Below are 24,444 nucleotides of genomic sequence, written 5' to 3'. Positions count from 1 at the left end.
AACCGGACGGTCTGACAAACGGCGTCGGCACCCGGCCCGCACGGTTGAACCAAATCCCCTGAATGCCGCGTCTGACCAGGCATGACGCAAACCGGTACCCCTTCTCGTCCGCTCCCCCGGCTCAGGCTGCCCCGCACCCGGCGGGGCAAGCGGTGGCTGGTGCGGGGGGCGATGTTCGTCTGCGTGCTCGCCCTGCTCCCCGCGACCTGGACCCACCGGGTGGCCGACCGCCATGTCCACGCGGCGGAGGACGTGCCCGCGCAGGACGTGGCCCTGGTCTTCGGCGCGGGGCTGTGGCAGGGCAGACCCACGCCGTATCTCGCCCACCGGCTGGACACGGCGGCGGATCTGTACCGCCGGGGCAAGGTCAAGGTCATCCTGGTCACCGGGGACAACAGCCGCGAGGAGTACGACGAGCCCGACGCGATGCGGACCTATCTGGTCGGGCGCGGGGTGCCGGAGCGGCGGATCGTCAGCGACCACGCGGGCTTCGACAGCTGGGACTCGTGTGTCCGGGCGAAGGAGATCTTCGGTGTGGACCGGGCCGTCCTGGTGAGCCAGGGGTTCCATATCCGGCGGGCCGTCGCGCTGTGCCGGACGGCGGGGATCGAGTCGTACGGGGTCGGGGTCGCGGAGCCGTTCGACTCGCACCGTATCCACGGCGCGGTGCGCGAGCTGGGGGCGGCGGGCAAGGCCGCGCTGGACGCGGCGCTCCGGCCGGACCCCCGGTTCCTCGGGGAGCGGGAGCGGGGGGTGCGGGAGGCGCTGGCCGACGCGCGCGGCTGAGCGGGGGCTGAGCACGGGGCTGAGCGGGCGCGCCAGGCAGGCCGGGGGCGGGTCCGGCAGGCGCGCGGACGAGGCCGTCGGGGGTGGACGAGGGCACAAGCCCGGACGATCCGGCAGACACGGACGAAACCACGGGCACGGGCCGGACCCGCGGACACCGACAGCCCGGCAGACGGAGACAGAGACCACCCCACAGCCACGGACACGATCGTCAGGAGCGGACGAGGGCACAAGCCCGGACGGTCCGGCAGACGCGGACAAACCACAGGCACGCGCCGGACCCACGGACACCGACAGCCCGGCGGACAGAGACAGAGACCACCCCACAGCCACGGACACGATCGTCAGGAGCGGACGAGGGCACAAGCCCGGACGGTCCGGCAGACGCGGACAAACCACAGGCACGCGCCGGACCCACGGACACCGACAGCCCGGCGGACAGAGACAGAGGCCACCCCACAGCCGCAGACGAGGCCGGCCGGCGAAGACCGGCCCGCGGGTACGGCAGCGACCGCCGGGGTGCCGGGCGGGCGCGGACAGCCCGGCGGCCGGAGACGGCCCGGCGGGCGCGGGCACGCGCCGGGCGGTCCGGGCGGCGGGGCGTTCGGCCACACACCCGGCGACGCACCCGGGCACGGCGGACACGGGCAGCCCGGCGGACGGAGACGGTCCGGCGGGCGCGGGCACGCGGCGCGCGGTCCGGGCGGTGGGGCTCCGGCCGGAGCCGCCCGGCGCGGCACCCGGGCGACGCACCCGGGCGGCGGCTCGCGCGGCCCACCGCCGCGCGCGACAGTGGCTCCATGGGAATCAACGACACGGGCGGCACCCGGGACGCCACGGCCCTGCTGGCCCGGCACGCCGAGGCACTCGCGCTCTTCGGCGACCGGGTGCACGCCGTACGGGCCGATCAGTGGGACGAGGCGACGCCCTGTACGGAGTGGTCGGTGCGGGATCTCGTCAACCATCTGACCGCCGAGCAGCTCTGGGTGCCGGACCTGGTGACGGAGGGGTCCACGGTCACGGAGGTGGGCGGCGTCCACGACGGCGATGTGCTCGGTACCCGTCCGAAGACCTCGTGGGACTCGGCCGCCCGCGCGGCCCGCAAGGCGTTCGCGGCGCCGGGGGCGCTGGAGCGGACGGTGTGGCTGTCGTACGGGCAGACCCCGGCGGTGGCGTACTGCGCGCAGATGATCACGGACGCCGTGGTGCACGCGTGGGATCTCTCCCGGGCGATCGGGGCGGACGAGCGGCTGCCGGAGGCGCTGGTGGCGTTCGCCCTGGAGGAGGTCACCCCGTACGCGGCCGGGCTGTCGGACTCGGGGCTCTTCGCCCCGCCGATCGAGCCGCCGCCGGGGGACGGGCACCAGACCCGGCTGCTGGCGCTGCTGGGCCGCCGGGCCTGAGGGGCGGCGCGCGGAGGGCCGAAGGGCCGGCGGCGGGTCAGCGCGGGTGGCGGGTGAGCCAGTCGCCGCCGGGTATCGGGACGCCGTTCGCGCGGAGCCCGGCGGCGGGTCCCGCGGCGGTGAGATACACCCAGGCGGCCACCGGGGTGCCGTCCGCGCGGGTCACCTCGCGGACGGTCCGCTCGTACAGATTGCGGGGGTGGCCGGGGCCGAAGTACTCCTCCAGCTCGTCGAGGTCGGCGAGGAGCCGCCGGTACCGCCCGGGAGCGGCGGTCACCAGCGTGCCGGTGACACCGGCGGACACGGACGCGTGCCCGCCGGGCCCCGGCTCCAGGGCCCAGGGCCAGCCGGGTCCGTCGTACAGCAGCCCGCCCGGCCAGTGCGCCGGTTCCTCGGCGGCGGTGCGGCCACGGAGGTGGCGGGTGTGGTTCGCCTCCCCGGGCCGCAGCGTGCCGTAGACGAAGAAGGGCAGCTCGGATATGCCGTCCTGCGGCCCGCTCACCGGGGTCCGGTCCCGTCCGCCCCGGCCCGGGGCCCCGGCGTGCCGGGCCGCGCGGCCCGTTCCGCCCGCGCGGCGCGTTCCGCCCGTTCCGACGGCTCCGTGGTCTCCTCGCGGATCCACTCCAGATAGGCGGCGCCGCCCAGGACCACCTCGGTCGCGATGATCTCGGGCGTGGCGTAGGGGTGCGCGGCGCTGAGATACGCCTCCAGCTCGGCGTAGCGCCGCCGGGTGGTCTTGAAGAGGATCTGCCACTCCTGGTCGGTCCGCACCTCGCCCCGCCAGTGGTAGACGGAGGTGACGGGCGCGCCGATCTGGGCACAGGCGGCGAAGCGCGCCCCGACCGCGCCCCGGGCCAGCTCCTCGGCTCCCTCGGCGCTGTCGATCGTGGTCAGGACGGTGAGCGCGGTGGCCGCCTCGTCGGCGGCGGACCCGCCGCGGACCGGTTCCGGCGCGGGTCCGGCCGGGCGCCGATCGGTTCTCGGGTGCTCCCCCATGGGTGGTTCCTTCCTGCTGCGTACGGGTGGGCAGGGGCCACGGTACGGGTGCGAGGGCCCCGCCCGCGCCACCCCGTACGCCCCGCGCACACCCCGCCCGGCCGTACGCGCCCCGGCGTCACCCGCTGTACGGCCGCGCCTGTTTCGCGTCCCGCAGCGCGTGCCCCCACCAGGCGAGCTGGTCGAGCATGCCCAGGGCCGCCCCGTCGCAGCCCGTGGGGTCCCGGTGCCGCCCCCGCTCGTCGAACTGGGTGTGGGCGTTGTGGAACGCGACCGTGTCCCGGATGGTCACCGCGTGCATCTCGGCGAAGACCTGCCGGAGCTGCTCGACGGCCCGCAGCCCGCTGGACATTCCCCCGTACGACACAAAGCCGACCGGCTTGGCGCGCCACTCGGTGAAGTGCCAGTCGACGAGGGCCTTGAGGGAGGCGGGGAAGGAGTGGTTGTACTCGGGCGTGACGACGACGAACGCGTCGGCGGCGGCGAGCCGGGGCGAGATCCGCTCCAGCGTCGCCCCGGCGGCGGGCCCCGGATCGGGGCTGAGTCCGGTGGGCAGATCGGCGTCGCCGAGGTCGATCAGCTCCACGGCGAAGTCGTCATGGGCGTGCGCGTGTTCGAGGAACCAGTCCCCGATGACGGGCGCGAAGCGCCCCTTCCGATTGCTGGCGAGGATCACCGCGAGGCGGAGAGCGGTCCGAGGGGCGTCCGTGCCGGGCTGCGGGTTCTCCCGCGTACTGAGGTCCATGACCCGGAAGGTTTCTCCCTCAAGCGCGCTTGAGGTCAAGCCGGTCCGGGCCGGGATCCGCGGCCCGGTCGGGGGTCCCGTACGGACGCGATCCGGCGCGGACCGGCGGGCTCCGTACGGAGCCGGGGTCCCGGCGCTGATCGGGGGATGGGGTCACCCGATCGATGCGATCGGGTGCTGAATGATCGTCACCCGCGCTGACCTGCGGAAATGCCAGGCACCCAGGGCGACACGCCGATCAAGGAGAGTAGATCTGACGGTTCATCAGTATGCGTGACCGGTGCGGGGCGCCTTACCTCTGAGGTGTCGTTGACAAGCACTGTGTTTTCCGGAGGGATGCCATGCGCACCACCGTCCGCCTGCTGTCCTCAACCGTAGTGGTGGTCGCCACCATAGGCTTCGGGGCCCCCGGGGCGTATGCCGCGCCGGGGGCGTACACCGCTGCGGCGACGGGACAGGTCGAGGACGTCCCGGACCCGTACAGCAACAAGAACGACATCGAGTCCGACTCCCGCTACGGCGAAAACGAAGGGCGTGGCGAGGGTCAGGGCCAGGGCCAGGGTGAGGGCGAAGGCCGGAACCAGGGCCAGGGACAGATCAACCAGGGGCAGCACCACCAGCAGCCCAGCGGTCATGTCCGTACCGGGATCGGGGGCAGTGTCGGCCCCGACTCCGGGCAGGTCGCGGCGGGGGTGGCCGTCCTGGCCGCTGCCGCCGCCGGCGGGACCCTGCTGCTGCGACGCCGGGCGAGCGGCGCGCAGAGCGGCTGACGGATGCGGCCCCGGGGCCATGTGTCCGTGCCCGCCCGTCCCCCGTTTCCCGGCCGGCCCGCCGGGGAACGGGGGACTTCCCCTCGTCCGGACCGCCCGCCCCGTCCGCTCCGGAAAACCTCCGGCCGGGGAGCTTCCGGCCCGGGAGCCTCCGATCCGGGAGCCTCCGATCCGGAGGGCTGCCGACCGGAAGGGCCGCCGATCCGGAGAGCTGAGGACCGATGAACGACAAGGCCATGGGCTGGTGTCTCGTCATCGCCGTCTGCACGGGCGGGTGGCTGGTGCAGAACGGCGCACGGGACATCACCCCGCCGGTCCCGTCCGCCGACCAGTCCTTCGCCTCGGGCCCCCTCGGCTCCGCAGCGGCCGCCGCCGACCCGCTCCCCCCGTCCGCGCCGCAGCGGCTGCGCATCCCCTACATCGACGTCGACACCCCCCTCATGGGCCTGGGGCTCGCCCGGGACGGCAGTCTGGAGGTGCCGCCCGCCGCCGAGCGCAATCTCGCGGGCTGGTACCGGGGCGGCCCCGCGCCGGGGGCGTCCGGCACCGCCGTCGTCGCCGGACATGTGGACAACGCCCGGGGCCCCGCCGTCTTCTACGGCCTCGGCGCCCTGCACAAGGGCAACCGGATCGAGATCTCCCGCCGCGACGGCCGCACCGCCGTGTTCACGATCGACGCGATCGAGGTGTACGAGGCGGAGGAGTTCCCGGACGACCGGGTGTACGGGTCCCGGGGCCGGGCCGAGCTACGGGTGATCACCTGCGGCGGGGGGTTCAGCCGGAAGGGCGGCTACCGGGGGAACGTAGTCGCCTACGCCCATCTCACCGGCGTGCGGTGAGCCGTTCGCACAGGGCCGGTGGGACGGATGGGACCGCCCGGTGGGACGAATGGGCCCGGTGGGCCGGGCAGTGCCGGTATGAGCTGCCCGGACCGGTGAGCTGCTCAGGTGCCAGTGGGACATCCAGTGCCTGTGGGACATCCGGTGCCGGTGGGCTGCCCGATGCCGGTGGGCCCCGGCCACGACGCCCACCGGCTCACGACACCCACCCGCGCTCACGACACCCACCCGCGCTCACGACGCCCACTGGTCGAACGCCAGCCTCGCCACCAGCGCCAGGACCACCGTCAGCAGCACCCCCCGGACGAACCCGCTCCCCCGCTTCAGCGCCATCCGCGCCCCGACCGTCGCGCCCAGCAGGTTGAACACCGCGAGCACGGCGGCGAGCTGCCAGAGCACCGAGCCCTGGAAGGCGAACATCGCCAGCGCCCCGGCGTTGGTGCAGACATTGACGATCTTCGCGGTGGCCGAGGCCGTCACCAGGTCGAGGTGGAGGACGGCGGTGAGCGCCAGCACCAGGAAGGTGCCGGTGCCCGGCCCGAAGAGGCCGTCGTAGAAGCCGATGCCACCGCCCACCACGACGATGGCGAACACCGTCCGGGCCCGGGTCACGGCACGCCGCCGCTCCTGCGGCACCGCACCGAAACCGGGGCGCAGCAGCACAAAGGCCGCTACGCCCAGCAGTACCGCCATGATCACCGGCCGGAGTACCTCGCTGCTGATGCCCGCCGCGAAGAACGCCCCGGCCGTCGACCCGGCGAGCGCGGCCAGCCCGATCCGTGCCGCCGTGCGGACGTCGACGCGGGCCTTCCGCAGAAAGGTCACGGCGGCGCCCGTCGTTCCCACGATGGCCACCGCCTTGTTGGTGCCGAGGACATGGGCGGCCGGTGCCTGCGGGAGGCCGAGGAGCAGCGCGGGGAGGAGGAGCAGCCCGCCGCCTCCCACGACCGCGTCGATCCAGCCTGCCGCCGCGGCGGCGAGTACGAGCAGAAACAGCGTGGTCAGCGATATGTCGGGCACGGACCGACCCTAAGGAGCGGCGGGCGCTGCGTCCATCGATCTTGGTTCCCGGCCCGGTCCCCCGCGGCCGTGCGGCCCGTCAGCTGGCCGCTCACCCCGCCCGGCCCCGCGTCCCGCCAGTGGGCCGCGCCCGCTCACCACCGTCCCGGTCACCACCGTCGCGGACCACTCCTCGGAACGGGCCACCCGCGCCGCCAGCCCGGCCCGCCGGACGATCCGTGCCGCCCGCGCCGACTGCCGTTCCCCCGTCTCGAAGAGCAGGGAGCCTCCGGGGGCGAGCCAGCGGCCCGCCTCCGCCGCCACCCGGCGCAGGACGTCGAGGCCGTCCGTTCCGCCGTCGAGGGCGATGGCCGCCTCGTGGACGCGGGCCTCGGCCGGCAGCAGGGCGATCTCCCCGGTGGGGACATAGGGCACATTGGCCAGCAGGACGTCGACCCGGCCGCGCAGCCGGTCCGGGAGCGGTGCGCAGAGGTCGCCCTCGTACACCGTTCCGCCCAGGGCGCGGACATTGCGGCGGGCGCAGCGCACGGCCGCCGGGTCGATGTCCGCGGCGTGCAGTTCGGCGCCGCCCAGCTCCGCCGTCAGCGCCGCGCCCAGCGCTCCGGAGCCGCAGCACAGATCGACGACGACGGCGCCCGCCCCGGGGGCCAGCGCCAGCGCCCGTTCGACGAGGAAGGCGCTGCGCGGACGGGGGACGAAGACGCCGGGGTCCACCGCGAACCGTCCGCCCCGGAAGGCGGCCCAGCCGAGGACGTGTTCCAGGGGTTCGCCGGAGCCCCGCCGGGCGACCAGCTCGGTCAGACCGGCGGGGGACGGCGCCCCGGCGAGCAGCAGCGCGGCCTCGTCCTCGGCGAAGACGCAGCCCGCCGCGCGGAGCACGGCGACGATCCCGTCGCGGGAGGGGGCTGGCGCACAAGGGGTGGAGACAGGGGAGAAGACGGGAGGGAACGACATGGACGAGACCTTTCGGGAGCACTCCGCCGGTACCAACGGTTCACCGGTCCCACCTCCTCCAGGTTCACCACGCGTTCAACGCGGGAGGGCCACCCTAGGTCGTGCCCGGCGGCCCCGCCTCTCGCTTTCGGCGCGCGAGCCGTACGCGAGCCGTACGGGCGGCGGCGGTCGGCGTGGGCGGCGTGGGCCGCACCGGCCGCAGGAGCCGCACCGGCCGCAGGGCCCGTACCGGCGGCACCGCCCGCACCGGCCGCTGCCGCCGGCGATCCGGCCGTCCGTACCGTTCTCCGCACGCGCGGAGTGGAACCCGGGGCCCGCGCCTCCTAACGTGTGCGTCCGGACCGGCCGCCGGGCCGGGCGTCCGGACACTTCCCGAAGGGCGGGGCGATGGCCGATCGGCGCGGCAGCGACATGGGGGACCAGCGGGGACGTACGGCGGTGGTCACCGGGGCCAACAGCGGCATCGGTCTGATCACCGCCCGTGAACTGGCCCGCGGGGGCGCACGGGTGGTGCTCGCCTGCCGCAGCCCGGAGCGCGGCCGGGAGGCCGCGGCACGGATCAGGGCCGCGCTGCCGGGCGCCGACGCGGAGTTCCGGCGGCTGGACCTGGCCGACCTCGCGTCGGTACGGGCGTTCGCCGACGGGCTCCCCGGTGAACGGCTCGATCTGCTCGTCGACAACGCCGGGGTGATGGCCCTGCCCCGCGGCCGTACCACCGACGGCTTCGAGACCCAGATGGGCGTCAACCACCTGGGGCACTTCGCGCTCACCGGGCTGCTGCTGCCCCGGCTGCTCGGTACCCCGGGCGCACGGGTGGTCACCGTCTCCAGCCTGCTGCACGGCCTGGCCCGGCCGGACCCGGCCGATCTCAACAGCGAGCGCCGCTACGGCCGCTGGACCGCCTACGGCCGCTCCAAGGCGGCGAACCTCCTCTTCACCCATGAGCTGGCCCGGCGGCTCGCCGCGGCGGGCTCCGGCCTCGTGGCGGCCTCCGCGCACCCCGGGTACGCCGACACCGGGCTCCAGACGACGGCCCCCCGGATGGAGGGGCGGCGGTTCGCGACGGGCCTGGCCCGGCTCGTCAACGCGGCGGTGGCGCAGTCCGCGTCGGCGGGAGCGCTGCCCGTCCTGCACGCGGCGACGGCACCGGGCGTCCGGCCCGACTCCTTCACCGGCCCCTCCCTGCTGGGCTGGCGCGGCACCCCCGCCCCCTCCTGGCGCGCGGCGTGGACCCTCGACGACGCGGCGGGCGAACGGCTGTGGGCGGCGTCCGAACGGTTGACGGGCGTGGTGTACGAGGGTCTCGCACCGGTCGGCGGCGGCCACCGGCCGACCGGGACCGACAGGCGCTGACGGCCGACGGGCCCGGCGCACCCCTCAGCGCAGCCCCGACGCGTCGAAGACCGCGCGGGCCGCGTCCGACTCCAGCCGGGCGACCCGGTCCGCGAGCCGCTGGAGCACCGCGGACCCGGTGCCCAGCAGCCCGCTCTGCCGCGCCTTGCGCGCCCCGAGGTCGAGTTCGTGCCAGAGCAGCGGATTGCCGGTGAGGGTGGTCGGGTCCAGTTCGACCCGGCCGCCCCGGGCGTCCCGCAGCACGATCCGCTGGGACACGCCCTCCCGCCGGGCGACCTGGGTGAGCAGATCGGTGCTCACCCGGCGTTCGCGGAACAGCCCGCGGACACAGAGCCAGTTGCGGCCCGCCGTCACCCGGGGCGGGAAGAGGACGACGAAGAGGGTCAGGGAGAGGGCGGTCCACAGGGCGGAGCGCCCCGCGCCCAGTTCACCCGCGCAGAGGTCGACCACATGGAGGAGGACGAAGAGGTTCAGCGCGCAGAACGCGGCGGCCCACAGATCGTGCACCCACCGCTGGTCCTCGGCGAGCACCGGCCCGCCCGGGGCGCCTGTGTCCCCGGCGCCGCCGCAGCCGTTCTCGTTCCCGTTCCCGCTGCCGTTTCTCGCGCTCTCCATGAGGAGGAACGCTAGGCCCCGGCGCCCTCCGCTGTCCGCGACACCGGCAAGTGCTGACGGGATTTCTACACCTCGCGTCAACGTCGTGTGAAGACCCGCCCCTTTGGCGCAAGGGACACGACAAGAGGGCACGTACGGCGAAACGGGCGCCCGCACGCTGGGGCTGCCCACACACAGGAACACAGCCCGACCCGCCGGACCGCGCCCCGGGTCTTCCCCACCGGAGGTCACCGCACGATGACGACTCTCTCCACGCCTCCCGGAGCGCCCGGCACCCCGGGGGCCCGGGGCGGCGGCCGTCGGGGCGCCCAGGGACTTCCGCGGAGCCGCCCGCTCCGGGCCGAGGGCGCGTCCCCGTCCCGGAGCGGGCCCCCGGACCGGGCCCCGGTCCCGCCGGTCCCCCCGGGCGAGCGGCACCGGCTCACCTCGTTGCAGGGGCTCGCGGCCCTGTCCCTGGACGCGATGGCGTCGGTCGCGTACGGCCCGGAGGCGATCGTCCTCGTCCTGGCCGCGGCGGGCGGCGCCGGGCTCGGCTGGACCCTGCCGGTGACGCTCGCCATCGCGGTGCTGCTGGCCGTCCTGGTGGCCTCGTACCGTCAGGTCATCGCCGCCTTCCCGGGCGGCGGCGGCGCGTACGCGGTCGCCCGGACCCATCTGGGGCGGCGCACCGGGCTGGTGGCCGCAGCCTCCCTGGTCCTGGACTATGTCCTGAACGTGGCGGTCTCCGTGACGGCGGGCGTCGCCGCGCTCACCTCCGCCTTCCCCTCCCTCTACGACGACCGGCTGTGGCTGTGCCTCGGGGTGCTGCTGCTGGTGACCGGGGTGAACCTGCGGGGGATCGTCGACTCGGCGAAGGCGTTCATCCTGCCCACGGCGGTCTTCGTGGGGTCGATCCTCACCCTCGTCGCCGTCGGTCTCCTCCGGGACGGGCCGGTGTCCACCGAGACGGCGGCGGGCCACGCCGCCGTCCTCGGGGGCGACGCCACCACCGTCGGCGCGCTGCTGCTGCTCAAGGCGTTCGCCTCCGGCTGCTCCGCGCTGACCGGGGTGGAGGCGGTCGCCAACGCCGTCCCGTCGTTCCGCGCCCCGGCCGTCCGGCGGGCCCAGCGGACGGAGGTCGCGCTCGGCGCGCTGCTCGGAGTGATGCTGATCGGTCTGTCGATCCTGATCGCGCGCTTCCAGATCCAGCCGGTGGCGGGTGTCACGGTTCTGGCCCAGCTCGCGGACGCCTCACTCGGCCACAACTGGGGCTTCTATGTGGTGCAGTTCGCCACGGTCGTGCTGCTGGCGCTCGCCGCGAACACCTCCTTCGGCGCGCTGCCGGTGCTGATGTCGCTGCTGGCCCGGGACAACTTCCTGCCGCATGTCTTCCGGCTGAAGGCCGACCGCGAGGTGCACCGGCACGGAGTGCTCGCCCTGGCGGCCGTCGCCCTGCTGCTCCTCCTCTTCTCCGGCGGCGACACCAACACCCTGGTGCCGCTCTTCGCGATCGGCGTCTTCGTCGGCTTCACCGTCTGCCAGGCGGGCATGGTGATCCACTGGCGCACCCACCGCACCCCGGGGTGGCGGCCCCGGGCGCTGCTCAACGGGCTGGGCGCGCTGCTGACGGGGGTCAGCGCGGTGGTCGTCACCGCGACCAAGTTCACCGAGGGCGCCTGGCTGGTCGTGGTGGCGCTGCCCGCGCTCGTCCTGCTCTTCGAACGGGTGCACCGGGCGTACGGGCGGATCGACGAGCGGATCGCGCTGGGCCGGGTGCCGAAGGCCCCGCGCCGGGACCGCTCGCTGGTGATCGTGCCCGTGTCGCATCTGTCCCGGCTGACGAGCGAGGCGCTGAACGCCGCCGTCTCGCTGGGGGACGAGGTGCGCGCGGTGACCGTCACCCATCAGCAGGACCAGGAGGACCGGGAGGCGTCGCAGGCGCTGCGCCGGGACTGGGAGCGGTGGAACCCGGGGGTGGAGCTGGTGGAGCTGCACTCGGAGCACCGGACGATAGGGCGCCCGGTGTCGGAGTACGTCCGGCGGATCTACAAGTACCACCCGAACACCCGGGTGACGGTGCTGATACCGGAGGTGGAGCCGGAGCGGCTGTGGCAGCGGCTGCTCCAGAACCAGCGCGGCGCGGTGCTGGCGCACGCGGTGCGGCGGGACACGGAGGCGGTGATCTGCCGGCTGCGCTTCCGGCTGGGCGTCGGCGACGGAGCGGGGAGCGGAGCCGGGAACGGAGCGGGGAACGGCCCCGGAGGCGGTTCCGGGGCCGGGGCCGCCCGCCGGGACCGCCGCTCCTGAGGCGGTCGCCGGGCCGCGGGCTCCGGCGGCGGGACACGGGATACTGGGGGCGCGCCGAATCCCCTCGGCCCGGCGGAGCCTCCCAGCAGCGGCGGAGCGCCCTCCGGGGCCTGGGCGGACACCGAGTCCTCCCGGCCCCGACCGGTGCCCGTCACCGCGATGTGACGTTCCGTCAATCATCCGCCGCTAGGTTCCCTCGTCGCGCGACCCGTGCCGCCGCCCGGTGGCACGGGTGGTCACCAGCCTCCTGGAGCGATGCGTGGAACCTCAGGAAAACCATGGCCTCCCCCGTCCTGGACTGCACCGGCGGAGCCTGCTCCGCACAGCGGTCGTCGGCGTTTCGGCCGCCGCGTTCGGCGGCTCCCTCTGGCGCGGGGCGGCCCACGCCTCCCCCGCGCAGCCCGGCCCCGGGCCCTATGGCGCCCTCGGCGCGGCCGACGCGCAGGGGCTGCAACTCCCGCGCGGCTTCACGGGCAGAGTGATCGCCCGCTCGGGGCAGCGGGTCGCGAACTCCTCGTACACCTGGCACAGCGCACCGGACGGCGGGGCCTGTTTCGTCGACGGGCGCGGCTGGATCTATGTCTCCAACTCGGAGATCGACCCCGCGGGCGGCGCGGGCGCGGTCCGCTTCGACTCCTCGGGAACGGTCACCGGCGCCTATCGCATCCTGTCGGACACCCGGCTGAACTGCGCGGGCGGGGCGACCCCCTGGCAGACCTGGCTCTCCTGCGAGGAGATCAGCCGGGGGTATGTCTACGAGACCGACCCCTTCGGGGTGCGGGCGGCGGTGCGGCGGGACGCCATGGGCCGCTTCAAGCACGAGGCGGCGGCGGCCGACCCGGTGCGGCGGACGGTCTATCTGACGGAGGACGAGTCCAACGGCTGCCTGTACCGCTTCACCCCCACCACCTGGGGGGACCTCTCCTCCGGCAGGCTCCAGGTGCTCACCGCGGGCAGCGCCGCCTCCGGCTCGTTCACCTGGACGGACATCCCCGACCCCGACGGCTCGCCGACGGCGACCCGTTCCCAGGTGGCGGGGGCGAAGCGGTTCAACGGCGGCGAGGGCTGCCACTACGCGGACGACACCGTGTGGTTCACCACCAAGGGCGACAACCGGGTCTGGCAGTTGAACCTGCTGTCCGCCACCTATGAGCTGGCCTATGACGACTCGCTGATCGGCGGCGGTGGCGCCCCGCTGACCGGGGTCGACAATGTGACGGGCAGCGCCTCGGGCGATCTGTATGTCGCGGAGGACGGCGGCAGCATGGACATCTGTGTGATCACGCCGGGCGGTGTGGTGGCGCCGTTCCTGCGGCTCCAGGGGCAGTCCGGCTCGGAGATCACCGGCCCGGCCTTCTCACCGGACGGCTCCCGGCTGTACTTCTCCAGCCAGCGCGGTACGAGCGGTTCCGCGTCGGGCGGGATCACCTACGAGGTGACGGGCCCGTTCCGTACCTGACGGCCTGGGCCATCTGGCGGATCGGCCGCGCGGGTGACGGGCCGGGGGCACGGGGCGCCCTGCCGCGCGTCCCCGTGCCCCCGTGGTGTCCGCCGCCCCGTCACCCCGTGACCTCCGCCGGGGCGCCGCCCCTGAGCAGGGCGGCGCCCAGCGGGGTCAGCGTGTGCAGCACGGAGTTCCCGTGGCGCAGCGTCAGCACCAGGCCCGCCTCGCGCAGCACGGCGGCGTGCTGGCTGGCGGACGCGAGCGAGACCCCGGCCCTGCGGGCCAGTTCGCTGGTGGTGCAGCCGTAGCGGATCGCCTGGAGGACGGCGGAGCGGGTGTGGCCCACGAGGCGGCCGAGGGAGGGGCCGAGGGCCGTGCCCGCGCCCTCGCCGAAGGCCGGGTCGGGGGTGTGGGCGACGGGGTAGACCAGCACGGGCGGCAGCGTCGCGTCCCGGTAGACGACCGGGGTGCCCCGGCAGAAGAACGAGGGCTGGAGCAGCAGCCCCCGCCCGTCCAGCCGCAGTTCGCGCTCGACGGGGTAGTCGGCTTCGAGGACGGGGGCCCGCCAGCGCAGCACCGGGGGCAGGGTGCCGAGCAGTTCCGCCGCGCCTCCGTCGAGCAGGGCCCGGCCGCGTACCGCCCGGTCGGCCTCCACCCGGGCCTGGACATGGCCCCAGTACGGCTCGACGGCCGCGCGGTGGTAGCCGCGGAGCACGGAGACGAGCCGGGCCAGCGCCCCGGGGGCCCCTCCGGCGAGCCGGGCGAGCCGTCCGGCCCGCTCCCCGCCGCGGTCCGGGCCGGACTCGGCGGGGGCGCTGCCGGTATTGCGGCCCGCCGACACCAGGTCCAGTTCGGCGCGGAGCCGCTCGGGCGCGGTGGCCCGGATCGCCTCAAGTCCGGCTTCCAGCCCGCCACCGGCTCCGGGCGGAGTGAGAAAGTCCGGGAAATAGCCGCGCGGTGGGACCAGAGCCGACAGCAGGCTTGTTTCACCATTCAACCGCGCCCGGGCTTCCGATCGCCATTCGCCGAACATCTGAGCGCGCCGCCGCTCCCTCAATCGGTGAAAACTGAGAATCGTTTCCCACAAGGCGTCAGGCTTGACGGCCATTCGCACCCTGGCGAGGTCGTCGCCGGTGAAATGGATACGCAGCACGGAACCCCCACTGTTGCACCCGCAATTGCCCCCGATCATCGAGTATGCACCCCATCACAGCCGGTTACCACGGGGTTTCAGCCAGAGTTGAAATGTCTCGCCCGGGTTGGGTGCGAACCGAAAGGCTGTACGGCGTCGGGCAGGTTCCTTCTGTCTCCGATGGATGCACGAAGACCGTGGGGGGCTTCGCACATCCGGCGGCGGGTGACAGACGGTGCGGCTCCCTGTCCGGCTGGGGTAATGGGGCGCGGCCGTGGATGGGGATCTACGGCCGCGCTCCGCCCTGCATATTCCCCCGCTTCCCGCCCCCGTTCAGCGGGTCGAACGGTGTGAATTGGCGCACGTGCGGCCCGTGCCCGTTCCCGGATGTGTTCGGTCTCACAGCCCACCCACTTCGGTGGTACTTCGACGCCACTTCGGTACCACTTCCGCGGCCCACGAGCCGATAAATCGACAGGGTCTTTACAGAAACCACCGCCGGAACGGGCAGCCCCGGAGGAAGATCCGCGGGAAGTCCCGGGACACCGCGGGACGCCCCGGCGAGAAGACGATCAGCGGCCCCCGCCGTGCCGGGAGAGAAGCGCCGCACGGCCCGCCTCCAGCCGCGCCACCGGGATGCGGAACGGCGAGCAGGAGACATAGTCCAGGCCCACCTCGTGGAAGAAGTGCACCGACTCCGGATCGCCGCCGTGCTCCCCGCAGACCCCCAGCTTCAGCCCGGGCCGGGTGGCCCGCCCGGCCGCCGCCGCGCTGCGCACCAGCGAGCCCACGCCGTCCCGGTCGATGGTCTCGAAGGGCGAGACCCCGAAGATCCCCTTCTCCAGATACGCGGTGAAGAAGCTGGCCTCGACATCGTCCCGGGAGAAGCCCCACACCGTCTGGGTGAGGTCGTTGGTGCCGAAGCTGAAGAACTCGGCCGCCTCGGCGATCTGCGCCGCCGTCAGCGCGGCGCGCGGCAGCTCGATCATGGTGCCGAGCGCGAGCCGCAGCCCGACCCCGGTGGCCCGCTCCACCTCGGCGATGACCTGCTCGGCCTCGTCGCGGACGATCTCCAGCTCCTGGACGGTGCCCACCAGCGGGATCATGATCTCGGCGCGCGGGTCGCCCTTGGCGTTCTTCCGGGCCGCCGCGGCCTCGGCGACGGCCCGTACCTGCATGGTGAAGAGACCGGGGATGACCAGGCCGAGCCGGACCCCGCGCAGCCCCAGCATCGGGTTCTGCTCATGCAGCCGGTGCACCGCCTGGAGCAGCCGCAGATCGTTCTCGTTGTGGTCCTCGCGGGCCTCGGCCAGCGCGACCCGTACCGACAGCTCGGTGATGTCGGGCAGGAACTCGTGGAGCGGCGGGTCGAGCAGCCGTACCGTCACCGGCAGCCCGTCCATCGCCTCGAACAGCTCGACGAAGTCCTGCCGCTGGAGCGGGAGCAACTGCTCCAGGGCCTCGGTGCGTTCGCCCTCGGTGTCGGCGAGGATCAGCTTCTCCACCATGGAGCGCCGCTCGCCGAGGAACATGTGCTCGGTGCGGCACAGGCCGATGCCCTGGGCGCCGAAGCGCCGGGCGCGCAGGGCGTCCTCGGCGTTGTCGGCGTTGGCGCGCACCCGCAGTCGGCGGACCCGGTCCGCGTAGGCCATCATCCGGTGCACGGCGACGACGAGTTCGTCGGCGTCCTCGGCCCCGGCGTGCATCCGGCCCTCGAAGTACTCGACCACCGGGGAGGGCACGACGGGCACCTCGCCCAGGTAGACCTTGCCGGTGGAGCCGTCGACAGAGACGACGTCGCCCTCCTCGACCACCGTGCCGCCCACGGTCATCCGGCGCCGCTTGGTGTCGACGTCCAGCTCCTCGGCCCCGCAGACACAGGTCTTGCCCATGCCGCGGGCGACGACGGCGGCGTGGGAGGTCTTGCCGCCGCGCGAGGTGAGGATGCCCTCGGCGGCGATCATTCCGTCGAGGTCGTCGGGGTTGGTCTCCCGGCGGATCAGGATGACCCGCTCACCCGAGCGGGACCACTTGACGGCGGTGTACGAGTCGAAGACGGCCTTGCCGACGGCGGCGCCGGGGGAGGCGGCGATGCCCCGGCCCAGCAGCTCGACCGTGGCCTCCTCGTCGAACCGGGGGAACATGAGCTGGGCGAGCTGGGCGCCGTTGACCCGCCGCAGCGCCTCGGCCTCGTCGATGAGTCCCTGGTCGACGAGTTGGGTGGCGATCCGGAAGGCGGCCCCGGCGGTCCGCTTGCCGACCCGGGTCTGGAGCATCCAGAGCTGTCCGCGCTCGATGGTGAACTCGATGTCGCAGAGGTCCTTGTAGTGGTTCTCCAGCGTCTCCATGATCTGCATCAGCCGGTCGTACGACGTCTTGTCGAGGGTTTCCAGCTCGGCGAGCGGGACGGTGTTCCGGATACCGGCGACGACGTCCTCGCCCTGGGCGTTCTGGAGGTAGTCGCCGTAGACGCCCTGCTGGCCGCCGGCCGGGTCGCGGGTGAAGGCGACGCCCGTGCCGGAGTCGGGGCCGAGGTTGCCGAAGACCATGGAGCAGATGTTGACGGCGGTGCCGAGGTCGTGGGGGATGCGCTCCTGGCGGCGGTAGAGCTTGGCCCGGTCGCCGTTCCACGAGTCGAAGACCGCCATGACCGCGAGGTCCATCTGCTCCCGGGGGTCCTGCGGGAACTCCCGCCCGGCCCGCGCCTTGACGATCTTCTTGAACGCCTTGACGAGTTTCCGCAGCTCGTCCGGGCCGAGATCGGTGTCGACGGTGGCCCCCTTGGCGGTCTTGGCCGCCTCCAGCGCCTCCTCGAAGAGGTCGCCGTCGATGCCGAGCACCGTCTTGCCGAACATCTGGATGAGCCGCCGGTACGAGTCCCACGCGAAGCGCTCGTCCCCCGCCTGCCGGGCGAGACCGGCCACGGACGCGTCGGACAGACCGATGTTGAGGACGGTGTCCATCATGCCCGGCATGGAGAACTTGGCGCCCGAGCGCACCGAGACCAGGAGGGGGTCGTCCGCCTGGCCGAGCCGCTTGCCCATGCGCCGCTCCAGGGCGTCGAGGTGCGCACTCACCTCGTCGCGCAGGGCGGGCGGCTCCTGTCCGCTGTCGAGATAGACCTTGCACGCCTCCGTGGTGATGGTGAAGCCCGGCGGAACGGGCAGCCGGAGGTTGGTCATCTCAGCGAGGTTGGCGCCCTTGCCGCCGAGCAGGTCCTTCATGTCCCGGTTGCCTTCGGTGAAGTCATAAACGAACTTCTGGGCCGGGTGATCTTCGCGTTCCGACACGGCTCTCGACCTTTCGAGGCTCGGTGGCTGCCCTGACGGCGAGGAACATACCCAGATCGAAGGCGTCTGGGTACGTCCACTTGGTCGTCATACGGCTGCAACCACCCGTCCGCCAGCGGATCGAAAGGTGAGGCTCCATCGAGGGACGGAGCATGCTTTCGTTCAAGCCTTGAAGCCATCCCCACGGAAGGCGACCCGCTGCCCGCGTAGAGCTGACACAGAGTGCCGTTCAAGTGGAAGGGTGAAGCCGGAAGGGGTGGCACTGGGTGCCACCCCTTCAGAAAGATGCCGCCCCTCACAAAGTGCTCATCTGAGCGAGACCTCTATCAAGGGTGGCGAGAATCACGTATGGACGGAGGGCCCGCACCCGGGACCGCGGCCGTAGCTCAGCCGCCCGAGGTGTCCAGTTCGGCGTCGGCGCTGACGGCGGAGCAGTCGTAGGGGTCCTTCAGCCAGCCGTCGGGCAGCACCACGCGGTTGTTGCCCGAGGTACGGCCGCGCGGGCCGTCCGCCCCGAGCGGCCAGGGCTGGTCCAGGTCCAGCAGGGCGAGCTGCTCGTCCAGCTCGGCGAGGGAGGAGGTGATCGCCAGTCGCTTGCGCATCTCGGAGCCGACCGAGAAGCCCTTCAGATACCAGGCCACATGCTTACGGAAGTCGATCACTCCGCGCGCCTCGTCGCCGATCCACTCCCCCAGCAGCTCCGCGTGGCGCCGCATCACGGCGGCGACCTCCCGCAGGGTGGGGGCGGCGGCCGAGCCGTCGCCCTCGAACGCCGAGACCAGATCGCCGAAGAGCCAGGGCCGCCCCAGACAGCCGCGCCCGACCACCACGCCGTCGCAGCCCGTCTCGCGCACCATCCGCAGCGCGTCCTCCGCCGACCAGATGTCCCCGTTGCCCAGCACCGGGATCTCCGGCACATGCTCCTTCAGCCGGGCGATGGCCTCCCAGTCCGCCGTGCCGCCGTAGTGCTGGGCCGCCGTGCGCCCGTGCAGGGCGATCGCCGTGACCCCCTCGTCGACCGCGATCCGGCCCGCGTCGAGGAAGGTGAGGTGGTCGTCGTCGATGCCCTTGCGCATCTTCATCGTGACCGGGAGCTGCCCGGCGTTCGACACCGCCTCGCGCAGGATCGCCCGCAGCAGGGGGCGCTTGTAGGGGAGCGCCGAGCCGCCGCCCTTGCGGGTGACCTTGGGGACCGGGCAGCCGAAGTTGAGGTCGATGTGGTCGGCCAGGCCCTCGTCCACGATCATCCGCACCGCCTTGCCGACGGTGACCGGGTCCACCCCGTAGAGCTGGATCGACCGCGGTGTCTCGCTCGCGTCGAAGTGGATCAGCTGCATGGTCTTCTCATTGCGCTCGACCAGGGCGCGGGTGGTGATCATCTCGCTGACGAACAGCCCCTTGCCACCCGAGGCGCCACGCACCGGGGGCCGTCCCCCGAACGCCCGGGAGCCCTCGGCGAACTCCCGGCACAGGGTCCGGAAGGGCGCGTTGGTGATCCCGGCCATGGGGGCGAGCACCACCGGGGGCGACACGGTGTGGGGTCCGATGGCCAGCGCGGGCACGGCCGGCGCCGGGGTCGGCGACCCGGCCGCCGGGGCGGCGGTCGGCGCGGGCGTCGGAACGGGGGCGAGCGTGGTCATCCGTCCATTGTCGCGTATGGTCCGCGCTTCACCGGGCACATGTGATTAGTTAGTCGTACTATCGACAGCATGCCCGAGCTGACTTCCCGACGGCGGCTTCTGGTGCTGGCGATCTGCTGTATGAGTCTGCTGATCGTCAGTCTCGACAACACCATTCTGAATGTGGCGCTGCCCTCCATCGGCAGGGAGCTGAACGCCTCGGTCACCGGGCTCCAGTGGACGATCGACGCCTACACCCTGGTCCTGGCCTCGCTGCTGATGCTCTCCGGCTCCACGGCCGACCGGATCGGACGGCGCAGGGTCTTCGTCGCCGGACTGGCCCTCTTCACCCTCGGCTCACTGCTCTGCTCGCTCGCGCCCAGCCTGGAGACGCTGGTCGTGTTCCGCATGGTCCAGGCGGTCGGCGGCTCGATGCTCAACCCCGTCGCCATGTCGATCATCACCAACACCTTCACCGACCCGGCCGAGCGGGCCCGTGCCATCGGGGTCTGGGGCGGGGTCGTGGGCATCTCCATGGCCGCCGGGCCCCTGGTCGGCGGCCTGCTGGTGGACACCGTCGGCTGGCGCTCGATCTTCTGGGTCAATCTGCCGGTGGGCATCGCCGCCCTGCTGCTGACCCTGCGCTATGTGCCGGAGTCCCGCGCGCCCCGGCCCCGGCGGCCCGACCCGGTGGGACAGGTGCTGATCATCGCCCTGCTCGGCTCGCTCACCTACGCGATCATCGAGACCGACGCCGTCTTCGCGGGGATCGCGGTCCTCGCCCTCGCCGGGGTCCTGTACTACGAGCCCCGGCGCCGGGAACCCCTGATCGACCTGCGCTTCTTCCGCAGCGCCCCGTTCAGCGGGGCCACCGTCATCGCCGTGTGCGCCTTCGCCTCGCTCGGCGGCTTCCTCTTCCTGAACACCCTCTACCTCCAGGACGTGCGGGGGTACACGGCCCTCCACGCCGGGCTCTACATGCTCCCCATGGCGGGACTCACCCTGATCTGCTCCCCGCTGTCGGGGCGGCTGGTGGGCAGCCGGGGGCCGCGGCTGCCCCTGCTGATCGCGGGGACCACGATGGGGGCGTGCGGGGTGCTGTTCGCCGCGTTCGAGGCCGAGACCTCGAACGCGCTGCTCTTCCTCGGCTTCGCGCTCTTCGGTATCGGCTTCGGCCTGGTGAACACGCCCATCACCAATACGGCGGTCTCCGGGATGCCGCGCGCCCAGGCGGGCGTGGCCGCCGCCGTCGCCTCCACCAGCCGCCAGATCGGCCAGACCCTCGGCGTCGCCGTGATCGGCACGGTGCTCGCGGCGGGCGTCACCGTCGGCGCGCACGGCCCCGGCTACGCGGCGGCCTTCGTGGCCGCCAGCCGCCCGGCCTGGTGGATCATCGCCACCGCCGGGCTGGTCATCCTGGTGGTGGGCGCGGTGACGAGCGGACGGTGGGCCATGGGCACGGCGCTGCGGTGCGCCGACCGCCTCGACCGCCCCGAACAGCGGGGGGCGCCGGAACACGCCCGGACGCAGGGGCCCTGACCCCGAGGGCCCCGGCCGCCGGGGCGTCCGGCCCGGCACGCCCCGGCCCGGGACATGCCGGGCCGGGCACGGCGGCCGGGGCGGAGTCGACCGCGCGGTCCGGGCGGCGTCCGGGCCGTTCCGGGCGGGAGTCCCCGGGCCTGACCGGGCCGGGCGTCCGGCCCGGTCAGGGAGGAAAAGAGGAAAAGGGGTGGGGAGGAAGGGGCGGGGACGTGCTCCGGACCGGGTGGGACGGCCGTCCGCGCGGCCACCGCACGCCGTCGCGCCGTCCCTCCGTACCGTCGTCCGTCGGCCCACCGGCGCCGCCACGGCACAGGAATCTCTCATGAGACCCACATGAGTCTCTGTGGTTCTCCACAGCGGGCTCCGCCAGGATGCGGCGGATGAGGGTCGACCGAAGGTGCGAGATATGCGGGACCGGTCTGCCGGGCCGGGGCAGCCGCGGGGGCCGGCCGGCCCGGTACTGCTCCGGTGTCTGCCGACAGCGGGCCTTCCGCCGCCGGACCACCACCCCTGTCAACGCCCCCGCCGCCAAGGGCGTCACCACCGCTGTCACCGGCACCGCCGCTGTCACCGCCGCGGACCGTACCGCGGGGCACGGCCGCTCCGGGGCCGAGCGGCACCCCGCCGCCGTCCGGGGCAGAGCGGACGGCACCGCTCCGGCCGTCCGGACCGGCACGCCCCGGGGGCCCGCCGACACCCGCCCCCCGCATGCCCCCTCCGGCGGGGAGACGATCCTCCCCGGACCCGGCGGAGCCTCCGGCGACCGCTCCGGTGGCACCCGGGACGCCCCTCCCGGGAGCGAACCTCCGCGCCCCCTGGACCCGTTCGTCGGCCGCCGCCGCGAACTCGACCGGCTGCGCACCCTGCTGCGGACCTCCCGGCTGGTGACGGTCACCGGCCCCGGCGGCGTCGGCAAGACCCGGCTCGCCCTGGAGTACGCCGCGGCGCGCCGGGGACCCACCCGGCTGGCCGAACTGGCCCCGCCCACCGGGCCCGTCGGGGCCGACGGGCTGTCCCGCGCCGTGGCCGCCGCGCTCGGCGGCGCCGCGACCGTCCCGGGCGGACCCGGCGGGGTCGGCCCCCTCGCCCGCGCCCTCGACGGCCACCGGCTCCTCCTCGTCCTCGACAACTGCGAGCACCTGGCCGACGCCTGCGCCCGGCTGGCGGCGGAGCTGCTGGGCCGCTGCCCCCGGCTGCGCATTCTCGCCACCAGCCGCGAGGGGCTGCGGGTCCCAGGCGAAGTGGTGTTCCGGCTGGACGAGCTGCCCCTCCTGCCCGCCGGGCCCGGTCGGCCGTCCGACGCCGTACGGCTGTTCATGGAACGCGCCGCCGCCACGGTCCCCGGCGCGGTCCCCGGCGCGGGAGCGGCGGTGTACCCGCGCGGGAGCGGGGACGGAAGCCGGGACGGGAGCCCGCACGGCGGCGCGCGGCGGGACCTGGCCGTGATCGCCGAGATCTGCCGTCGGCTCGACGGACTGCCGCTCGCCATCGAACTGGCCGCCCGCCGCGCCGCCGTCCTGCCGCCGGGCGAGATCCTGGCCGGGCTCGACGAGGGTCTGACCCTGCTCTCCGACGGCAGCAGATCCGGCCCGGGGCGCCACCGCGACCTGTCCGCCGCGATCGACTGGAGCCATCGGCTGCTCACGCCCCGGGAGCGGGAGGTGCTGCGGAAGCTCTCCGTCCTGCCGGGCGGCTTCGACGCGGACGCGGTCGCCGCCGTCTGCGCGGCGGACAGCCGTGCGGAGGTGCTGCGGACCCTGTGCGCGCTGGAGGCGAAGTCCCTCGTCGTCCGGGTCCCCGGGCCCGGCGGCCACGAGCGCGCCCGGTTCCGCCAGCTCGGCACCGTCCGGGCGTACGGCCTGGCCCGGCTCACCGCGTCCGGCGAACTGCACGACACCTGGCGCCGGGCCGTCGAGCGGCTGACCCGGCTGGTGACCGCCGAGGACCCGGCAGGGACAGTGAACCCTGCGGGGACGGCAGGGACGGCAGGGACGGCGGACGCCCCGTGCGCGGCGGACCCGGCGGACACCACACGCATCGGGACCACCGGGAGCACCGAAGGCACCGGGAGCGGACCGGCGAGGCCAGGGGAACGGGGCACCGTACCGGCCGCCCCGGGGCCCCGGCGGCGCACCTTCCCCGACCACACCCCCGCCCCCTGGGACCACGAACGGAAGAATCTGGCCGCCGCCGTCGCGTACACCGTCACCCGGAACGGCACTCCGTCACCGCGGCTCGCGCTGGAGCTGGCCCGGACGCGCTTCCGGCAGGAGGAGCCCGCCGCCGCGTACGCCCTGCTGGCCGACGCCGGGCTGCTCGCACCGCACGCCTCACACCGGAGCCACGGCGGTCACGAAGGTGACGACAGCGCGGCGACGGCCCTCGCCGCCCGGGCCCTCCACCGGGCCGGAGACCCCGCGACCGCGTTCCGCCTCGCCGCGCGCGCGGTGGCGGCGGCGCGCGCCGGCGGTGACCCGGCGCTGCTCGCCAACGCCCTGGACGCGCGGGCGGAGGTCCGGTCCCACGCGGGGGCCCCCGCCGAGGCCGTCACCGATCTGACCGAGTGCCTGGCCCTCGTCGCCGCGCTCGGCCGCCCCGTCGACACGGCCCGGTGCGAACAGCGCCTCGCCTGGGCGCTGCTGCACACCGGCGCCGCTGCCGAGGCGGAGGCATGGATCGTCCGCTGTCTTCCGGTACTGCGCCCTCAGCCCTTCCGCCACGGACGGTCGGCGGCGCTCCGCACAGCCGGGGCGATCCGGCTGGAACTGAACGATCCGGAAGGGGCTCGGGAGCTGTTCGCCGAGTCTCTGCGACACGCCGGGGAGCCGGACCGGGAGGCCCTGTACGCCCTGGAGGGGCTGGCGGCGACCGCCGTGGAACAGGGCGCGGCACACCGGGCGTTACGGCTCTTCGCCGCCGCGTCGGCGGTGCGCGGACGGCTGGGCGCCGAGGCGGACGCCCCCTGGCGGCGGCGGACCGCCGGCGCGGCGGCCCGCGCGGAGGCGGCGCTGCTGCCCGCGGCACGGGAGCGGGCCCGTGCCGCGGGCCGGGGGCCGCGCTGGCCGCGGCTGTGTGCGTATGCGCTGGCCGACGGTTCCGCCCCGGGCCCGAGCGGCGGTTCCGCTTCCTTGTCTGCGGCCGTTCCGTTCGGGGTTGACTCCCGGTCCTCGGCCGACCTTCCCGGGGCTCTTGAGGGCGGTCTCACCGGTCGGGAGACGGAGGTCGCCCTGCTGCTCGCGGAGGGGCTGACCAACCGGGAGATCGCGGTCCGGCTCCGGCTCTCCCCGAGCACCGTCGCCACCCATCTCAATCACATCCGCGACAAGCTCAACATCCGTTCCCGCACCCGCATAGCCCTCTGGGTCACCAAAAATCACTCTGCAACTCTCGCACCTCTCTCGTCACGCTGGTGACCCCTCAGACGCTCTCCCCTGTCCGGTAATGGCTGTGGCTGGAACCCAACTCGACAAGCGGGGGTGGTGCGGTCACGCTGCTGCTCTAGCGGCAGTCAGGGGGCTGCCCAAGGGGGAGACCATGCCCCAGGGGGGTGCCGTCGTGCACGGCGGATGTCCCCAGGGGTGCCGGGGGGACATCACGTTCCACTTCTCGGCTCAGTGAGGTCAGTGAGAAACCGGCGCCCGGAGCAGCCG

At 74.1% G+C, this 24,444-nt stretch carries 18 protein-coding genes; 9 read left to right on the top strand and 9 right to left on the bottom strand.

Going from position 1 to position 24,444, the window contains the following annotated elements; translation table 11 throughout:
- The first annotated feature begins 81 nt into the window (after positions 1-81).
- Entirely contained in the window at positions 82-786 is a 705-nt protein-coding gene (locus CRV15_RS20065; RefSeq protein ID WP_003954020.1) for a SanA/YdcF family protein, read from the top strand.
- Positions 787-1,586: 800 nt separating this feature from the next.
- Positions 1,587-2,189 carry a TIGR03086 family metal-binding protein gene (locus tag CRV15_RS20060; RefSeq protein WP_003960397.1) on the top strand — a complete coding sequence of 201 codons (603 nt, stop codon included), beginning with the start codon at positions 1,587-1,589 and terminating at the stop codon, positions 2,187-2,189.
- Positions 2,190-2,226: 37 nt separating this feature from the next.
- Here the strand turns inward: CRV15_RS20060 and CRV15_RS20055 are convergent, their stop codons facing one another.
- From CRV15_RS20055 to CRV15_RS20045, 3 genes are all read right to left on the bottom strand, one after another.
- Positions 2,227-2,691, bottom strand: a complete 465-nt coding sequence (locus tag CRV15_RS20055) for a gamma-glutamylcyclotransferase family protein (RefSeq protein ID WP_003954018.1) — start codon at positions 2,689-2,691, stop codon at positions 2,227-2,229.
- Positions 2,688-3,185 (bottom strand): divalent-cation tolerance protein CutA, encoded by a 498-nt coding sequence (cutA, locus tag CRV15_RS20050; protein WP_009996140.1) that lies wholly within the window; start codon positions 3,183-3,185, stop codon positions 2,688-2,690. Before cutA ends, CRV15_RS20055 begins: the two co-directional genes overlap by 4 nt.
- A gap of 118 nt (positions 3,186-3,303) precedes the next feature.
- Positions 3,304-3,930, bottom strand: a complete 627-nt coding sequence (locus CRV15_RS20045; RefSeq protein ID WP_003954016.1) for an NADPH-dependent FMN reductase — start codon at positions 3,928-3,930, stop codon at positions 3,304-3,306.
- Positions 3,931-4,271: 341 nt separating this feature from the next.
- On the opposite strand from CRV15_RS20045, the gene CRV15_RS20040 reads away from it, so the two are divergent.
- Positions 4,272-4,700, top strand: coding sequence for a hypothetical protein (locus CRV15_RS20040; RefSeq protein WP_003954015.1), 429 nt, complete (start codon positions 4,272-4,274; stop codon positions 4,698-4,700).
- Between the two features lie 221 nt (positions 4,701-4,921).
- Positions 4,922-5,539 (top strand): class F sortase, encoded by a 618-nt coding sequence (locus CRV15_RS20035; protein ID WP_003954014.1) that lies wholly within the window; start codon positions 4,922-4,924, stop codon positions 5,537-5,539.
- Between the two features lie 234 nt (positions 5,540-5,773).
- Here the strand turns inward: CRV15_RS20035 and CRV15_RS20030 are convergent, their stop codons facing one another.
- Positions 5,774-6,559 (bottom strand): sulfite exporter TauE/SafE family protein, encoded by a 786-nt coding sequence (locus CRV15_RS20030; protein WP_003954013.1) that lies wholly within the window; start codon positions 6,557-6,559, stop codon positions 5,774-5,776.
- 9 nt (positions 6,560-6,568) lie between these two features.
- Positions 6,569-7,513: a putative protein N(5)-glutamine methyltransferase gene (locus CRV15_RS20025; RefSeq protein ID WP_003954012.1), complete on the bottom strand. Its 945-nt coding sequence runs from the start codon at positions 7,511-7,513 to the stop codon at positions 6,569-6,571.
- Positions 7,514-7,900: 387 nt separating this feature from the next.
- Between CRV15_RS20025 and CRV15_RS20020 the strand changes: the two genes are divergently transcribed.
- On the top strand, positions 7,901-8,866 hold the full coding sequence (locus CRV15_RS20020; protein ID WP_003954011.1) for an oxidoreductase: 966 nt from the start codon (positions 7,901-7,903) through the stop codon (positions 8,864-8,866).
- A 24-nt stretch (positions 8,867-8,890) separates the two neighbouring features.
- On the opposite strand, the gene CRV15_RS20015 is transcribed toward CRV15_RS20020, so the two are convergent.
- Complete coding sequence (locus CRV15_RS20015) at positions 8,891-9,481, bottom strand: hypothetical protein (protein WP_003954010.1); 591 nt, start codon at positions 9,479-9,481, stop codon at positions 8,891-8,893.
- Positions 9,482-9,718: 237 nt separating this feature from the next.
- Here CRV15_RS20015 and CRV15_RS20010 point away from each other — a divergent pair, with 237 nt between their 5' ends.
- Positions 9,719-11,767 (top strand): APC family permease, encoded by a 2,049-nt coding sequence (locus tag CRV15_RS20010; RefSeq protein ID WP_003954009.1) that lies wholly within the window; start codon positions 9,719-9,721, stop codon positions 11,765-11,767.
- A 298-nt stretch (positions 11,768-12,065) separates the two neighbouring features.
- On the top strand, positions 12,066-13,226 hold the full coding sequence (locus CRV15_RS20005; RefSeq protein WP_003954008.1) for an alkaline phosphatase PhoX: 1,161 nt from the start codon (positions 12,066-12,068) through the stop codon (positions 13,224-13,226).
- A gap of 100 nt (positions 13,227-13,326) precedes the next feature.
- Here the strand turns inward: CRV15_RS20005 and CRV15_RS20000 are convergent, their stop codons facing one another.
- The 3 genes from CRV15_RS20000 to dusB form a co-directional block, all read right to left on the bottom strand.
- Positions 13,327-14,364, bottom strand: a complete 1,038-nt coding sequence (locus tag CRV15_RS20000; RefSeq protein ID WP_029182910.1) for an ArsR/SmtB family transcription factor — start codon at positions 14,362-14,364, stop codon at positions 13,327-13,329.
- Between the two features lie 551 nt (positions 14,365-14,915).
- Positions 14,916-17,567 carry a pyruvate, phosphate dikinase gene (ppdK, locus tag CRV15_RS19995; protein ID WP_231629004.1) on the bottom strand — a complete coding sequence of 884 codons (2,652 nt, stop codon included), beginning with the start codon at positions 17,565-17,567 and terminating at the stop codon, positions 14,916-14,918.
- 452 nt (positions 17,568-18,019) lie between these two features.
- A complete protein-coding gene (gene dusB / locus CRV15_RS19990) occupies positions 18,020-19,273 on the bottom strand; it encodes a tRNA dihydrouridine synthase DusB (RefSeq protein WP_003960403.1) in 1,254 nt (417 codons plus the stop codon).
- A 69-nt stretch (positions 19,274-19,342) separates the two neighbouring features.
- On the opposite strand from dusB, the gene CRV15_RS19985 reads away from it, so the two are divergent.
- Positions 19,343-20,791: an MFS transporter gene (locus CRV15_RS19985; RefSeq protein ID WP_003960404.1), complete on the top strand. Its 1,449-nt coding sequence runs from the start codon at positions 19,343-19,345 to the stop codon at positions 20,789-20,791.
- Positions 20,792-21,174: 383 nt separating this feature from the next.
- Positions 21,175-24,207: a LuxR C-terminal-related transcriptional regulator gene (locus tag CRV15_RS35985; RefSeq protein ID WP_009996149.1), complete on the top strand. Its 3,033-nt coding sequence runs from the start codon at positions 21,175-21,177 to the stop codon at positions 24,205-24,207.
- Positions 24,208-24,444: the final 237 nt, after the last annotated feature.

The sequence above is a fragment of the Streptomyces clavuligerus genome (genome assembly GCF_005519465.1).
Taxonomy (GTDB): Bacteria; Actinomycetota; Actinomycetes; order Streptomycetales; family Streptomycetaceae; genus Streptomyces; species Streptomyces clavuligerus.
The sequence above is the reverse complement of the archived record's forward strand: the minus strand, read 5'-3'. Positions and strand labels throughout refer to the sequence as shown.